The organism is Agrobacterium sp. 22-210-1, assembly GCF_053522525.1.
In genome coordinates, this window is the sequence record NZ_JBNWCI010000002.1 from 138697 (window position 1) to 153531 (window position 14835).

Genomic DNA, 14835 nt, shown 5'->3' on the forward strand with positions numbered 1-14835 from the left:
TCGCCTCATTCCTGTGCTTGTCACAGGAATCCAGCCGACGCGCGTCTGCGCGGCGAGAGAGTCCTTCCAGCCCAAAGACTTGGGCTGACTGGATTCCTGTGACAGGCACAGGAATGAGGGAAGAACTGGCCCTTAATCCCCGCCCATGCCGCCCGCTGCCAAAAGGCGAACGGGCGGCACGCCGGGAGGACGCGGCTACTTGATGTAGCCCGCGCGGGTCATGTCACGTTCGACCTGCTTCTGCGCGCCTTCGAGCGCCGCATCGACGGTCTGCTGGCCGGAAAGGGCGGCCGCGATCTGCTGGCCGACAACCGTACCGATGGACTGGAATTCCGGTATGGCGACGAACTGCACGCCGGTATAGGGCACCGGATCCTTGGTCGGCTTGGACGGATCTGCCGACATGATCGCCTTCAGCACCGTATCCGCAAAGGGTGCGGCCTTCTTGTATTCCGGCAGCTCGTAGGTGGATTTGCGCGTGCCCGGCGGCACGGCCACCCAGCCTTCGCTTTCACCAACCGTCTTCACATAGGACTTCGAGGTCGCCCATTTGACGAAGGACTTGGCGGTTTCAAGCTTCTTCGTGCTGTTGGGAATGGCAAGGTTCCACGACCACGACCAGCTCGAACCGTTCGGCGTTACCTCGACCGGAGCACGGGTAAACGCGGTCTTGTCGGCGACCTGGCTCTGCTTGGGGTCATAAACGCGGCCCGCCGCCGAGGTGGCGTCGATCCACATGGCGCAGCGGCCGGATGAAAACAGCGTCTGGTTTTCGTTGAAGCCGTTGGCGGCCGCACCGGGCGGGCCGTAAGAGGTCATCAGCGCCACATAATCCGCAATCGCCTTTTTCCACGGCTCGCTCGTCAGCTGCGGTTTCCAGTCCATGTCGAACCAGCGGCCGCCATAGGTATTGATCATGGTGCCGAGGAAGGCCATGTTTTCGCCCCAGCCCGGCTTGCCGCGCAGGCATATGCCATATTGCTGTTTCGACTTGTCGGTCAGCTTGGCGGCGAAATCCTTGATCTGGTCGTAGGTCGGATTGTCAGGCATTTTCAGGCCGGCGGCGTCGAACAGGTCCTTGCGGTAAAGCGTGAACGAGCTTTCGGTGTAGAACGGCACGGCGTAAAGCTTGCCGTCCACCGTCAGGCCCTTTTTGATCGGGTCGAGCAGATCGGCATAGTCATAATCGTCGCCGAGATCGTCGACCGGCGCCAGCCAGCCCTGCTTGCCCCAGATCGGCGCTTCGTAACCGCCGATGGTCATGATGTCGAACTGGCCGCCATTGGTGGCGATATCGGTGGTGACACGTTCGCGCAGAACATTCTCTTCCAGCACGATCCAGTTGATCTTGTTGCCCGTTTCCTTCTCCCAGGCGCTGGAAAGCTTCTGCATGATGATCATGTCGCCATTATTCACGGTGGCGATGTTGATTTCTTCCGCCTGCGCCAGCCCGGCCAAAAGGCCCGCTCCCACCACAGACGACGACAGAATTCCAATGAATTTGCTCATGAGACCCGCTCCTCCTTTACGGATGTCCACGCATAACAATACATGCGTAAATTTTTTATCTCGCAAAACCACACCGATTGTCAACATCCAAAATAAATGATGGCGCCGCCATGCTGGCTCGAAATGTATACAATACTTTGTTTATAAAAACATATTTTTACGATCATTTATTATTTCACCTATTTCTCTTGCTGCATTGCAGCAGATTTTTCATCAATTAATATCTTGACGCGCGTAAACTTTAATTGATATTCGAAAAATCAACAGACCGAAATGCACCCGCCCGGCAGGACGGCAGCACACGCTTATGGAGGAAACGATGAGGCAGGCATCTGCACTGGCGCCGCAGACCCAGGGCCCGACCATCACGGCCGGGGAAATCCTCGTGGAGATCATGGCGACGACGGTGGGAAACGGCTTTCTCGAGCCGCAGACGCTGATCGGCCCTTTCCCGAGCGGCGCACCCGCCATCTTCATCGATCAGGTGGCGCGCTGCGGCGGAACCGCCGGCATCATCGCGGCAGTCGGTGACGATGATTTCGGCCGCCTCAATGTCGAAAGGCTGCGCCGTGACGGCGTCGACGTCTCGGCCATCGCCACTATTCCAGATCGCCCGACCGGCAGCGCCTTCGTGCGCTACCGCGAGAACGGCGCGCGCGACTTCGTTTTCAACATCGCCCATTCAGCGGCCAGTGAAACGCTGATGACGGTCGAGGCGCAGGCTCTCATCAAGAAGGCGGGCCATGTTCACGTCATGGGATCGGCCTTCGCGATAGCCGGCATTGGCGAAATCATTCTCGAAGCCATCAAGAGCGTCAAGGCACGCGGCGGCTCGGTCTCCTTCGATCCTAACATCCGCAAGGAACTGGCGCAGGGCGATGCCGGCCGCAGGCTGATCGACGATCTGCTTGCCGTCACCGATCTCCTGCTGCCGTCAGGCGAAGAACTTCAGGCAGCCTCCGGTCTGGACGATGAGGAAGCGGCGATAGAAAAGCTGCTCGCCTCCGGTGTCGGCGAAATCGTGCTGAAACGCGGTGCGAAGGGCGCAAGCCATTTCAGTCGCGCCCATGGGCGCATCGACGCCCCCGGCCTGAAGGTCACGGAAATCGATCCGACCGGTGCGGGCGACTGTTTCGGCGCAACCTACCTCACCTGCCGCCGCCTCGGCATGCACCCCGGACAGGCGCTCGCTTATGCCAACGCCTCCGGCGCCCACAACGTCATCCGGCGCGGCCCGATGGAGGGTGCTGCCAGCCTTGCCGAACTCGACGCCTTCATCGCCGCGCAATTGTCGGAGGAAGTCCCATGACCGCCATTCTGGAAAATCTAGCCGCCGCGCGCCGCGCCGGTAAACCTGCGGGCATCACGTCTGTCTGTTCGGCCCACCCCGTTGTCCTGCGCGCCGCAATCCGCCGCGCCGCCGCCAGCAAGACAGCTGTGCTGATCGAGGCGACCTGCAATCAGGTCAATCATCTCGGCGGTTATACCGGCATGACGCCGCTGGATTTTGTTGCCTTCGTCAACAGCATCGCCTCGGAAGAAGGGCTGCCCGCCGAACTGCTGATCTTCGGCGGCGATCATCTCGGCCCCAACCCCTGGCGCCGGGAAAAGGCCGAGGACGCGCTGACAAAAGCCGCCGTCATGGTCGAAGCCTATGTTTCAGCTGGTTTTCGCAAGATCCACCTCGATGCATCCATGGGCTGCGCCGGTGAACCGGCGGCTTTAGACGACGTGACGATTGCCAACCGCGCCGCGAAACTCGCAGCCGTCGCCGAAAAGGCCGCCACCGATGCCGGCCTGCCCAAACCGCTCTACATTCTCGGCACCGAAGTGCCGGTGCCCGGTGGTGCAGACCATGTGCTCGACACGGTTGCACCGACCGAACCACAGGCGGCGCGCAACACCATCGATCTGCACCGCGAAATATTCGCGCAGCACGGCCTTTCGCAAGCCTTCGAACGGGTTATCGCCTTCGTCGTACAGCCCGGCGTGGAATTCGGCAGCGACAATGTCGTCGCTTATGATCCGCAGGCAGCGCAGAGCCTGAGCGCCGTGCTGGACGGCGAACCGCAACTGGTCTTCGAAGCCCATTCGACCGATTACCAGACGGAGACAGCACTTACCGCACTCGTGCATGACGGATATCCGATCCTCAAAGTTGGCCCCGGCCTCACCTTCGCTTACCGGGAAGCGCTTTATGCACTGGACATGATCGCCTCCGAAATGGTCGGCACCTATGGCGACCGGCCGCTGGCGCGGACCATGGAAAAATTGATGTTAAGCGCACCGGGCGACTGGCAGGGCCATTACCATGGCGACGACATCACGCTCCGATTGCAGCGCCATTACAGCTACAGCGACCGCATCCGTTATTACTGGACGCGGCCGGAAGCGCTTGCAGCCGTTTCCGCCTTGCATAAGGCGCTGGATGGGAAGACAATTCCCGAAACCCTGCTGCGCCAGTATCTCGGTGAGTTGCCGCTCGCGGCAGTTGCGGGCAGGACGATGGAGGAGGTTCTGGTCGCGGCGGTGGATCAGGTGCTGGCGACCTACCATGCAGCGACGGGCGAAGCCCGCCACTAGAGCGGCTTTCCGTCCTTCCAGACGCACAAAGGACGCTCTAGCCCTTTTAATCTGCGCATCGTTACGCACGAAAATCGAATACGATTTTCTGCCCGATGCACCAAGACAATCGTTAAATCCGGCTGCACCGGCGGGCAACGCCGCGGCTATCGGTCAGGGAGGGGACTACCAATGGCAACCCGAAACACGAGCGGTCTTGCGCGGGTGATGCTAGCGCCATCGGTGCTGTTATTGCTGGTGTGGATGATCGTGCCTCTGGCGATGACCCTGTGGTTCTCGTTCCAGAACTACAATCTCCTCAACCCGACCAATGTCAGCTTTGCCGGTCTGTTCAATTACCAGTATTTCTACACCGACCCGGCCTTCTTCCAGTCGATCTGGAACACGCTTTTGATCGTCAGTGGCGTGCTGTTGATCACCGTCATCGGCGGCATCGCCATTGCGCTCTTGCTCGATAATGACATTTTCGGCCAGGGCATCGTCCGCATCATGATCATCTCGCCATTCTTCGTCATGCCGCCGGTGGCCGCATTGGTGTGGAAGAACATGATCATGCATCCCGGTTACGGCGTGCTCGCCGATCTCTCACGCTTCTTCGGTTTCCAGCCGGTCGACTGGTTTGCGCAGTTTCCGCTGCTGTCGATCATCATCATCGTCGCCTGGCAATGGCTGCCTTTCGCGACGCTGATCCTGCTCACGGCCCTGCAGTCGCTCGATGGCGAGCAGAAGGAAGCGGCCGAGATGGATGGCGCCAACTTCGTCAACCGCTTCGTCTATCTGACCCTGCCGCATCTGTCGCGCGCCATCACCGTCGTCATTTTGATCCAGACGATCTTCCTGCTTGGCGTCTACGCGGAAATCCTCGTCACCACCAATGGCGGGCCGGGTTATGCCTCGACCAACCTCGCCTTCCTCATCTATCGCACCGCACTTCTGGGCTACGACGTCGGCGGCGCATCGGCCGGCGGCATCATCGCCGTCATCCTCGCCAATATCGTCGCCATCTTCCTGATGCGCGCCGTCGGCAAGAACCTCGACCGGTAAAGGGGAAACATCATGGCCCGCAAGACAACCACTCGTGCGAAGATCGGCTTTTCCATCGCGGCCTGGGCCGTGGCGCTGCTGCTGTTCTTCCCGATCCTCTATGCCTTCCTCACCTCGCTCAAGACCGAGCCGGAGGCAATCGCCGGCTTCAGCCTCATTCCCTCGGGCACGCTTGAGAATTACGTGACGGTCCAGACCCAGCGCGATTACTTCAAGCCGTTCATGAACTCGGTGGTGCTGTCGCTCGGCTCGACGATCATCGCGCTGATCATCGCCATTCCCGCCGCCTGGGCCATGGCCTTCTCGCCGACCAAACGCACCAAGGACATTTTGATGTGGATGCTCTCCACCAAGATGATGCCGGCGGTGGCCGTTCTGGTGCCGATCTATCTGATCTTCCGCAATGCCGGCCTGCTCGATACCCGCATTGGGCTCACCGTCATGCTCACCTTCATCAACCTGCCGATCGTCGTGTGGATGCTCTACACCTATTTCCGGGAAATCCCCGGCGAGATTCTTGAGGCAGCCCGCATGGATGGCGCATCGCTGTGGAACGAGATCGTGCATGTGCTCACCCCGATGGCGGTGCCCGGCATTGCCTCGACGCTACTTTTGAACGTCATCCTTGCCTGGAACGAATCCTTCTGGACCATCCGGCTGACGACCACCAATGCAGCCCCGCTGACGGCCTTCATCGCCTCTTTCTCCTCGCCGCAGGGGCTGTTCTGGGCAAAACTCTCGGCCGCCTCGATGATGGCGATCGCCCCCATTCTCGTCATTGGCTGGTTCTCGCAGAAACAACTCGTGCGTGGCCTGACCTTTGGCGCCGTGAAATAAGGAACGACAAACATGGGCAGCATTTCCCTTCAGAACGTGTCCAAGCTCTTCGGTGAGGCGAAAGTCATCCCGTCGATCGACCTCGATATCAACGACGGCGAGTTCGTCGTCTTCGTCGGCCCCTCCGGCTGCGGCAAGTCGACGCTTCTGCGGCTGATCGCCGGGCTGGAAGACGTCTCCGGCGGCAAGATCGTCATCGACGGCAATGACGCCACCGAAAAGGCGCCGGCCGAGCGCGGCCTTGCCATGGTGTTCCAGTCCTATGCGCTTTATCCGCATATGAGTGTCAGGAACAACATCGCCTTCCCGCTGAAGATGGCCAAGCTCGACAAGGCGGTGATCGACAAAAAGGTCGAGGATGCCGCCCGGGTGCTGAACCTTACCGATTATCTCGAACGCCGGCCCTCGCAGCTGTCGGGCGGCCAGCGCCAGCGTGTCGCCATCGGCCGCGCCATCGTGCGCGAACCGAAAGCCTTCCTGTTCGATGAGCCGCTCTCCAACCTCGATGCGGCGCTGCGCGGCACCATGCGACTGGAAATCTCAGAACTGCACAACACGCTGAAGACGACGATGATCTACGTCACCCACGACCAGGTGGAAGCGATGACCATGGCCGACAAGATCGTTGTCCTCAACCGCGGCAATATCGAGCAGGTCGGCTCGCCGATGCAGCTTTACCGCACCCCCGCCAACCTCTTCGTCGCCGGCTTCATCGGCTCGCCGCGCATGAACCTCATCACCGGCGACTTCGCCCGCAGCAAGAACGCCGCCACCGCCGGCGTGCGACCGGAGCATCTGGCGCTGTCGAAAGAAAGCGGGCTGTGGCAGGGCAAGGTCACCGTCGCCGAACATCTCGGATCGGATACCTTCCTGCATCTCGAGGTGTCAGGTATCGGCCCGATTACCGCAAGGACCGATGGCGAGTTCGAATGCAGGCATGGCGATACCGTCTTTATCACCCCGGACGAGACAAAGATCCACAGGTTCGATGACAAGGGTGGGGCGATCTAGGTGCTGGCTTTCACAAGGTTTTTCATTCACAGCGGACCCGCAGGCGCGTGAATGGAAAATCTTGTGAAAGCTCACTTCCAGCCGGAGCCTCCACAATAGACGACCGAAGGGCAATCTGATGCCACGGTTGGCGCGTTTGCGAAGGTTCTCAACGTCTCCAGCTTTTCGTCGTTCCGGCTTTAGCCAAAATGACGGAGGGGGCATACAACGGCACAGGAAACCCTCCCGCCGAGTACTATGCCAAACCTCACGCCTCCCCGACCCTCACGCCACTCCTGTCGAAGACATGCAGCCTTTCCTGCGGGAAACCGACCCGCAGGGACTTGCCCGGCTGCAACAATGCCCGGTCCGACGAAAACAGCTTGAAGGGCAATCCATGCACGGTGAGGTGCAGGATGACGCCGAGGCCGGTCGGTTCGACGAGATCCACCGTCGCCTCAACGCTGCTTTCGGCGGGTGAGACGGTGACATGTTCCGGCCGGATGCCGAGCGTAACCGGCTCGCCATCGGCAAGCTTCACATCACGGCCGAGCGCCAGGCGCGTGCCGTCACCCAGCACGACGAAACTGCCGCCATTCTCCCGTTGCAGCCGTCCTTCGAGGAAATTCATGCCCGGCGAACCGATGAAACCGGCGACGAAAAGATTGGCGGGACGGTCGTAGAGATCAAGTGGCGCGCCGATCTGCTGCACGTGGCCGGCATTCATGGCGACGATACGCGAGGCGAGCGTCATGGCCTCGATCTGGTCATGGGTGACGTATACCGAGGTCGCGCCGAGATCGGCATGCATGCGCTTGATTTCGGCGCGCATCTGCTCGCGAAGCCGGGCATCGAGGTTGGAGAGCGGTTCATCGAATAGGAAGGCTTTCGGCTGGCGCACGATGGCGCGGCCCATGGCGACGCGCTGGCGCTGGCCGCCGGAGAGCGCCTTCGGGCGACGGGCGAGATAGGGATCGAGGCCGAGCTTTGCCGAAGCACCTGCCACCGCCGCCGCGATGGTTTCCTTGGTGCTGCGGCGCAGGCGCAGGCTATAGCTCATATTGTCGGCGACGCTCATATGCGGATAGAGCGCATAGGACTGGAAGACCATGGCGATGTCGCGATCCTTCGGCCGACGATCATTGACGCGTTCGCCGTCAATGGACAGGTCGCCGGATGTTATCTCTTCAAGCCCGGCGATCATGCGCAGCAGCGTCGATTTTCCGCAGCCGGATGGACCGACGAGGACGATGAACTCGCCATCCCTAATATCAAGATCGACGCCATGCAGCACGGCGAGATCGCCATAGGTCTTGCCGACATTCTTCAGCTCGATGGAAGCCATGGGATTATCCTTTCACCGCGCCAGCCGTCAGGCCCTGCACGAGATAACGTTGAATGAGCAGGAAGAAGAGGCAGGCCGGTATGAGCGCCAGAACGCCCGCCGCCATCATCTGCCCGAAATCCACGGAGAATTTTGAAACGAAGGTCAGAAGGCCGACCGGGAAAGTGGCGCTCTGGTTGCCGGAAATCAGCATCAGTGCAAACAGAAGCTCGCTCCACGCGGCGGTGAAGACGAAACCGAGCGTCGCAGCGATACCCGGCAACGTCAGCGGCAGGATGATCTGGCGGAAGGCCGTAAACCGGCTCGCCCCGTCGATCATCGCCGCCTCCTCCAGATCCTTCGGAATGCCGTCGAAGAAGGACTGCATGAGGAAGGTGGCGAAGGGCACGTTGAAGGCGGTGTAGACGATGACCAGACCCGTCAGGCTGTTGGTGAGGCCGAGCGGCGACAGCATCTTGAAGATCGGCGCGACCAGCATGACCAGTGGGAACATCTGGGTGATCAGCATCAGGGCGATGATCCAGTATTTGCCCTTGAAGCGGAATCGCGACAGGGCATAACCTGACAGCGAGGAGAGTACCGTAACGGCAAGCGCAGTTGAGCCGGCGACGATGACGCTGTTCTTAAAAAACGTCGGGAAAGCACTGTTTTCTATGACGAAACGATAGTGATCCCATGTTGCCCGCGATGGCCACATCCTGACGCCTTCGCTGTAAAGCAGGTCATTCGGCGTCACGGACACCTTGAGCAGCCAGAACAGCGGAAACAGCGCGAAGGCGATATAGGCGAGGATGGCGAGGCGATGCGCAAGGGTGAGAAATATCCTTGATGTCATCGGTCAATCCTTCTCGATCAGGCGCTGGCGCAAAAGCACGATCAGCATGGAATAGGCGAGCAGCAGCACCAGAAGCACCAGCGCAATGGCCGAGGCATAACCGAAATCCAGACGCCGGAAGGCCTGGGTGAAGATGTAGCTGGCGACGATCTGCGTGCGGTCGGCCGGCCCGCCATTGGTCATGACGATGATGAGATCGGCGAAATTGGCGATCCAGACGGTGCGCAACAGAATGGTGATGGCGATGGTGGGCGCCAGGAACGGCAGTGTGATGGAGGTGAAACGCTGCAGCGGGTTTGCCCCGTCAATTTCCGCCGCCTCGTAAAGATCGCGCGGGATAGCCTGAAGCGCGGCCAACAGGGTAATGGCGAAGAAGGGAATGCCCCACCAGACATTGGCGATGATCGGCCCCCACATGGCAAGCTGCGGATCGGCGAGAATATTGTTGGGTGCGGATAACAGCCCGAGCGACACCATCCAGTGTGGCAACGGCCCGATGACCGGGTTGAACAGCCATGCCCAGTTGAGGCCCGCGAGAAAGGTCGGCACCGCCCATGGCAGGAATACCAGCGCCTGCGCCAGCCCCCTGCCCGCAAAGGGTTTATCGAGCAGCAGCGCCAGAATGAGACCGAAGAAGAATTGCAGGAAAACCGAAGCGCCGGTCCACCACAGCGTATTTTTCAACGCCCGGTAAAAGGCCGTGTCCTGCGACAGAGCCTCAAGATGTTTCAGGCCAACGAAACCGCCGGAAAACGGATTGAGCAGCTGCACATCGCGAAAGGCATAAGACAGGCCAAGCACCAGCGGCACGAGCATGACGGCGACGATGAGCACCAGCACGGGCGCGCTGTAAAGCCACGGTTCGGCCCAATCAGCAAAGCGCCGCATCGCGGGCTTGCCAGCCGGTTTGCGCGCGGCCACCGGCCCGGCGCCATGGGCATAGGACATTGTATCGCTCCCTGATCGGACGACGGAACGGATGGGTTTCCAGCCTTTCGGCCGGCCGATCCGAAAAATTTCTATGAAAAGGCCTGTCGCAGCGAAGGCCGGCAAGACCCGCCGCACGGGCATTTGCGCCCGCGCAGCCGGTCAATGTCGTTACTTCGAGGCCAGGAACTTCTGCTGCGCCTTGGTCATGTAATCAGCCCATTGCTTGGCGAGGTCTTCCGGCGTGATATCGCCGAGCAACGCTTCCTGCGATGTCTTGATGACAAGCGAATCCTTGAAGAAGGCGAATTCCTCAAGATAGGTCGGCATCGTTGTCGGCACGGCGTTCTTGTCCGCCAGCTCGTCGAACCAGCCCTTGAACTGCTCGCTGGCATAGAAGGGGTCCTTCTCCGCCGACTTGTGCACCGGCAGCGCACCGGTCTTCTTGTTCCACTCGATATTGCCTTCCGGCCCTTCGAGCGTCTCGATCAGCTTCCAGGAAAGGTCCTTGTTTTCGGATTTCGACATCATCGACCAGCCTGCGAAACCAATCGTCGGGAAGGTCTTGCCATCAGGTCCCTTCGGCATGGTCATGACGCCGAAATCTTCCGGCTTCATGCGCTGGGCAATGGCGATAAGCGCATCCGGATCCTGATCGAGGAAGGCGCAGGTGCCGGAATAAAAGCCGGCAACGATTTCGTTGAAGCCCCAGTTGACGCTGTCCTTCGGCGCGTAACCGTTCTTGTAGAGGTCGATCACATAGGTCAGGCCCTTCACCCAGCCGGGGCTATCGAAGGTGGAGGTGCCGTCCTTGGTGAAGAACTCGTTCGAGCCTGCCATGGATGCGCCGAACATGACCCAGCCGTTGAGGCCACCCGGGCCGCCGCGAAGGCAATAACCGTATTTGCCGGGAAGTGCCGCGACCTTCTTGGAAGCATCGGCGAATTCGTCAAGCGTCTTCGGCGGCTCCTTCACGCCGGCTTCGGCCAGCAGTTTCTTGTTGTAGAACATGGCTCTCAGATAAAAGCCGTAGGGCAGCATATAGGCCGTGTCCTTCACGTCACGGCCGAGTTCCAGCGTGCGCTCGCTCAGGCCCGCGGTGTGTTCCCACTTTGCGAGATAAGGCTCGAGGCTTTCGAGCATGCCATTATTGGCGTAAAGCGACAGCCATGTGTCGGGCATTTCCATCACATCAGGCACATCACCGGCCGAGACCATGGTGGCGAATTTCTGGAAAGCTTCACTCCACGGCAGAGAGATGATTTCCACCTTGGTGCCGGGATTGGCCGCCTCGAATTTCGAGACGATGCCCTTCAGCGTTTCGGTGCGTTCCGGGCTGGTGATGACTTCCACCAGCTTGAGGGTCGTGTCCGCCAGCGCCGTTCCGGTCATCAGGGCGGTGAAGATTGCTGCTGTTACCAGTTTTTTCATGTCGTTCTCCCCTTTTTTGTCGTCAGTTTAAAAACACGTCAGGCGGCGGAGGCCGCCTTGATCGCGGGTTCGAGATCGTTCCAGAGGGCTTCCGTGCCCTCCAGCCCGACATGCAGGCGCACCGAACGCGCGCTGATGCCGAAGGTATGGGCGGAGTTTGGCTGCGCCTTCTGTTCGAGCACCACTTCGCCGGGGACGATGAGGCTTTCATGCCCGCCCCAGGAAACACCCAGTTTGAAAAGCTTGAGGCGGTCGGCAAAAGCGCGCACATCCACCCCGTCCTTGAAGATGAAGGAAAACAGGCCCGAGGTACCGTGAAGGCCGGGCGGCAGGCGGTTCGCCAGCCCCGGATGGCAGACCTTCTCCACCACATCCAGCGCCTGCAGGCGGGTTGCGATGTCCAGCGCCGAGGCCTGATGCGCCTTCATGCGCAGCGGCAGGGTGCGAAGCCCGCGAATGAGCAGCCAGGCATCGAAAGGCGACATCTTGCCGCCGAGATAGGGATAGGTCTCCGCCCGGATGCGGTCGATCATCGCCTTCGATCCCGCCACCACGCCGGAGACCACATCGCTGTGACCGCCGAGATATTTCGACGCCGAATGCACGACCAGATCGACGCCGAGCGAAATCGGCTGCTGGAAGACCGGGCTTGCCCAGGAATTGTCGATGACGGTGACGGCACCATGTCGCTTGCCGATGGCGGCGAGCGCGCCGACATCATGCGCTTCCATCACCCAGCTCGTCGGGCTTTCCATGTAGAACAGCTTCGCGCCGGGCATCGCCTTTTCAACCGCCGCTTCATCACGGCCGTCGACATAGACCACCTCGATATTCATGCGCTGCATGAAGGTGCCGAACAGGCGGAATGCATCGGGATAGACATGGCGCACGGCGACGATCCGGTCGCCTGGCGAAACGAAGGAGAGCACGGTGGAGGAAATGGCCGACATGCCGCTTGCAAAACCGAGCGCATCTTCGGCCCCTTCGAGCTTCGCCAGCATCTCCTCAAACAGCCGCACGGTGGGGTTCAGCCCGCGCGTATAGACCGGCCGCACCTTTTCGCCGCGATAGGTGGAAACCATTTCGTCATAGCTGGAAAAGGTGAAAAGCGAGGTCTGCACGATGGGCGGCACCACGGCCTCGAAGGCGTGGGCCTCGTCATGCGCAACGATAAATGAGGCGGGATCGAAGAGATCGTTGCCATGGTTCATTTCGACATGTCCTTGATATCCTCCTCGACGACGGCGAGGATTTTCAGTGTTTCTTCACGGGCGGTCTCCGCATCGCCGGCGGCGATGGCGTTGAACAGCGTGCGGTGAAAGGGGAAGGAGCGGCCGGCGAAATCCGGGCGGTCGAAGGGTTTCGACCAGAAACGTTCGAAACCTTCGCGCATCTGCTCCAGAAGCTGCTTGAACAGCGTATTGTGGGTGGCGTCGTAGATCGACAGATGGAAGGCAAGGTCGGCCTTGCCGGAGGTTCCCTCGGCGAGATGCACCCGCTCCATCTCATCGAGCCGCGCTTCCATCGTGGCGATGTCTTCCGGAGTGCGACGGCGCGCAGCGGCCATGGAAGCTTCCACCTCGATGCCGCGCCGTACTTCCAGCGTCATCAGCAGCGCATCACGCAGGCTTTCGGCATCGATGGAAATCGGCATATGCACGGTGGCGGCGGAAATCGGCTTCAGCAGATAATTGCCGCTGCCCTTGCGGCTGTCGATGACGCCGAGCGCCTGAAATTTACGGATAACTTCGCGAATGGTGGACCGCCCGACACCCAGCGCCGCCATCAGCTCCCGCTCGGCCGGCAGCCGCTCCCCGGCCTTCAGCCCGGCCCGCTCCACATAGTCGGAAAGCGCTGCCTCGACCTGGCGCACGCGGTCGCTCGGCGGAATAGGCTGCATCAGTTCCCGGCTGGACCTGTCCAAGACGTACCCTCTAAATTGGTCTGACATCTTACCATTTCAAAGGGCGGATCGATTGTCAACGGGCAACGCGAGACGTGCACCGGGAAGATCGCTGCCCATGCTCGTTCGTATTGGAGGTGCGGGGGGAAATTTCAGCGGATCGCAAAAAGGCGAAGATTGCCAGCACGACGTGGATGACAAAGGCCGAAAGCCTCTCTTTCGTCATGCTCGGGCCTGTCCCGAGCATCTGCTCCGTCTCGACTAAACGAGACGTGTGTGGATCCTCGGGACAGGCCCGAGCATGACGCCGCGTGCAGGGAAAGGTTCAACAAAAGGCAGAGGGTGGCCTTGAGCCACCCTCCTTTGATTCATTGAGTTCACGCAACTTACTGCGTCAGAACCGCTGCCTTGATGGTCTGGATATTGTGGTTGATCATGTCGATATAGGTCGCGGCCGGACCATCGGCGGTGGAAAGCGCGTCGGAATAGAGCGTGCCGCCAACCTTAAGGCCAGTTTCGCTGGCGATCTGGTCGATCAGTCGCTTGTCGGTGATGTTTTCGACGAAGATCGCCGATGCCTTGTCGTGTTTGACCTGATCCACGAGCTTGGCGACATCGGCAGCCGAAGCTTCGGATTCCGTCGAGATGCCCTCGGGCGCAAGGAAGTTCAGTCCATAGGCGTGCTCGAAATAACCGAAGGCATCATGCGAAGTGATGATGACGCGCTTTTCCGGCGGGATGGCGGCAATCTCGGTCTTCACCTTTTCATTCAGGGCGGCAAGCTTGGCGATATAGGCATCGGAATTGGCGGTGTATGTCGCGCAACCGGCCTTGTCGACTTCGCAAAATGCGCCGGCAATGTTCTTCACGTAGATTTCGGCGTTCTTGATCGACTGCCAGGCATGCGGGTCGAATTCACCGTGGTGATGGTGACCTTCATGGCCGTGGTCGTGATCATGGGCCTCTGCGGTCTCCTGGCTGTGGCCGGCTTCTCCCGCCTTGTGGTCGTGGCCTTCCTCTTCTTCCGCTTCCGGATGGGCATGGCCGGCCGGTTCTTCGGAAAGCTTCAGCGGTTCGACACCCTTGGTCAGTTCAACGACAGGCGCCTTGGTGCCGCTGGTGTCGATCAGCCGCTTCAGGAAGCCTTCAAATTCCAGGCCATTGACCAGCACGACGCCAGCCTTGCTGACGGCAACGGCATCGGCCGGACGTGGCTCATAAACATGCGCATCGCCATCCGGACCGACCAGCGTCGTGATCTCGACGCGGTCACCGCCGACATTTTTGGCGAAATCGGCGATGATCGAGAAGCTGGCCACGACCTTTAATTCGGCGGCGGACGCCTGGGCCATCAGGACCGGGGAGAGGGTAAGAAGGCTTGCGCAGGTGGCAAGACGGAAGGTTCTGAACATGAAGGTTCTCCTTTTTTCG

General features: G+C 60.2%; 13 protein-coding genes. 5 read left to right on the forward strand and 8 right to left on the reverse strand.

Annotated features, from left to right (window positions below; all coding sequences use genetic code 11):
- Positions 1–195: 195 nt before the first annotated feature.
- Positions 196–1509, reverse strand: a complete 1314-nt coding sequence (locus ACQZ5F_RS13675; protein WP_046800382.1) for an ABC transporter substrate-binding protein — start codon at positions 1507–1509, stop codon at positions 196–198.
- Positions 1510–1828: 319 nt separating this feature from the next.
- Between ACQZ5F_RS13675 and ACQZ5F_RS13680 the strand changes: the two genes are divergently transcribed.
- The 5 genes from ACQZ5F_RS13680 to ACQZ5F_RS13700 all read left to right on the forward strand — a co-directional run bounded on the left by ACQZ5F_RS13680 (position 1829) and on the right by ACQZ5F_RS13700 (position 6984).
- A complete protein-coding gene (locus ACQZ5F_RS13680; RefSeq protein WP_448731251.1) occupies positions 1829–2818 on the forward strand; it encodes a tagatose kinase in 990 nt (329 codons plus the stop codon).
- A complete protein-coding gene (locus ACQZ5F_RS13685; RefSeq protein WP_448731250.1) occupies positions 2815–4092 on the forward strand; it encodes a D-tagatose-bisphosphate aldolase, class II, non-catalytic subunit in 1278 nt (425 codons plus the stop codon). The genes ACQZ5F_RS13680 and ACQZ5F_RS13685 overlap by 4 nt, the downstream gene beginning before the upstream one ends.
- A 171-nt stretch (positions 4093–4263) precedes the next feature.
- Positions 4264–5136 carry a carbohydrate ABC transporter permease gene (locus ACQZ5F_RS13690; protein ID WP_225337896.1) on the forward strand — a complete coding sequence of 291 codons (873 nt, stop codon included), beginning with the start codon at positions 4264–4266 and terminating at the stop codon, positions 5134–5136.
- A 12-nt stretch (positions 5137–5148) separates the two neighbouring features.
- Positions 5149–5973, forward strand: coding sequence for a carbohydrate ABC transporter permease (locus ACQZ5F_RS13695; protein WP_225337895.1), 825 nt, complete (start codon positions 5149–5151; stop codon positions 5971–5973).
- Between the two features lie 12 nt (positions 5974–5985).
- Positions 5986–6984: an ABC transporter ATP-binding protein gene (locus ACQZ5F_RS13700; protein WP_448739319.1), complete on the forward strand. Its 999-nt coding sequence runs from the start codon at positions 5986–5988 to the stop codon at positions 6982–6984.
- 247 nt (positions 6985–7231) lie between these two features.
- On the opposite strand, the gene ACQZ5F_RS13705 is transcribed toward ACQZ5F_RS13700, so the two are convergent.
- From ACQZ5F_RS13705 to aztC, 7 genes are all read right to left on the reverse strand, one after another.
- Positions 7232–8308 carry an ABC transporter ATP-binding protein gene (locus ACQZ5F_RS13705; protein ID WP_225338491.1) on the reverse strand — a complete coding sequence of 359 codons (1077 nt, stop codon included), beginning with the start codon at positions 8306–8308 and terminating at the stop codon, positions 7232–7234.
- A 4-nt stretch (positions 8309–8312) separates the two neighbouring features.
- On the reverse strand, positions 8313–9143 hold the full coding sequence (locus ACQZ5F_RS13710; protein WP_046800889.1) for a carbohydrate ABC transporter permease: 831 nt from the start codon (positions 9141–9143) through the stop codon (positions 8313–8315).
- A gap of 3 nt (positions 9144–9146) precedes the next feature.
- Complete coding sequence (locus ACQZ5F_RS13715) at positions 9147–10091, reverse strand: carbohydrate ABC transporter permease (RefSeq protein WP_046801101.1); 945 nt, start codon at positions 10089–10091, stop codon at positions 9147–9149.
- A 150-nt stretch (positions 10092–10241) separates the two neighbouring features.
- On the reverse strand, positions 10242–11501 hold the full coding sequence (locus ACQZ5F_RS13720; protein ID WP_174022843.1) for an ABC transporter substrate-binding protein: 1260 nt from the start codon (positions 11499–11501) through the stop codon (positions 10242–10244).
- Positions 11502–11539: 38 nt separating this feature from the next.
- Positions 11540–12712, reverse strand: coding sequence for a PLP-dependent transferase (locus ACQZ5F_RS13725; RefSeq protein WP_225338492.1), 1173 nt, complete (start codon positions 12710–12712; stop codon positions 11540–11542).
- The gene (locus tag ACQZ5F_RS13730; RefSeq protein WP_225338912.1) at positions 12709–13401 is read right to left on the reverse strand and encodes a FadR/GntR family transcriptional regulator; all 693 of its coding nucleotides are present in this window, start codon (positions 13399–13401) and stop codon (positions 12709–12711) included. The genes ACQZ5F_RS13725 and ACQZ5F_RS13730 overlap by 4 nt, the downstream gene beginning before the upstream one ends.
- A gap of 389 nt (positions 13402–13790) precedes the next feature.
- Positions 13791–14816 carry a zinc ABC transporter substrate-binding protein AztC gene (aztC, locus tag ACQZ5F_RS13735; RefSeq protein WP_046800885.1) on the reverse strand — a complete coding sequence of 342 codons (1026 nt, stop codon included), beginning with the start codon at positions 14814–14816 and terminating at the stop codon, positions 13791–13793.
- Between the last annotated feature and the right edge of the window lie 19 nt (positions 14817–14835).

Excerpts from the sequence above, each read along its gene's own strand:
- ACQZ5F_RS13725 (WP_225338492.1), bottom strand. The coding sequence starts at position 12,712 with ATGAACCATGGCAACGATCTCTTCGATCCCGCCTCATTTATCGTTGCG.
- ACQZ5F_RS13680 (WP_448731251.1), top strand. The coding sequence starts at position 1,829 with ATGAGGCAGGCATCTGCACTGGCGCCGCAGACCCAGGGCCCGACCATC.
- ACQZ5F_RS13710 (WP_046800889.1), bottom strand. The coding sequence starts at position 9,143 with ATGACATCAAGGATATTTCTCACCCTTGCGCATCGCCTCGCCATCCTC.
- ACQZ5F_RS13675 (WP_046800382.1), bottom strand. The coding sequence starts at position 1,509 with ATGAGCAAATTCATTGGAATTCTGTCGTCGTCTGTGGTGGGAGCGGGC.
- ACQZ5F_RS13690 (WP_225337896.1), top strand. The coding sequence starts at position 4,264 with ATGGCAACCCGAAACACGAGCGGTCTTGCGCGGGTGATGCTAGCGCCA.
- ACQZ5F_RS13700 (WP_448739319.1), top strand. The coding sequence starts at position 5,986 with ATGGGCAGCATTTCCCTTCAGAACGTGTCCAAGCTCTTCGGTGAGGCG.
- aztC (WP_046800885.1), bottom strand. The coding sequence starts at position 14,816 with ATGTTCAGAACCTTCCGTCTTGCCACCTGCGCAAGCCTTCTTACCCTC.
- ACQZ5F_RS13730 (WP_225338912.1), bottom strand. The coding sequence starts at position 13,401 with ATGCAGCCTATTCCGCCGAGCGACCGCGTGCGCCAGGTCGAGGCAGCG.
- ACQZ5F_RS13720 (WP_174022843.1), bottom strand. The coding sequence starts at position 11,501 with ATGAAAAAACTGGTAACAGCAGCAATCTTCACCGCCCTGATGACCGGA.
- ACQZ5F_RS13685 (WP_448731250.1), top strand. The coding sequence starts at position 2,815 with ATGACCGCCATTCTGGAAAATCTAGCCGCCGCGCGCCGCGCCGGTAAA.
- ACQZ5F_RS13715 (WP_046801101.1), bottom strand. The coding sequence starts at position 10,091 with ATGTCCTATGCCCATGGCGCCGGGCCGGTGGCCGCGCGCAAACCGGCT.
- ACQZ5F_RS13695 (WP_225337895.1), top strand. The coding sequence starts at position 5,149 with ATGGCCCGCAAGACAACCACTCGTGCGAAGATCGGCTTTTCCATCGCG.
- ACQZ5F_RS13705 (WP_225338491.1), bottom strand. The coding sequence starts at position 8,308 with ATGGCTTCCATCGAGCTGAAGAATGTCGGCAAGACCTATGGCGATCTC.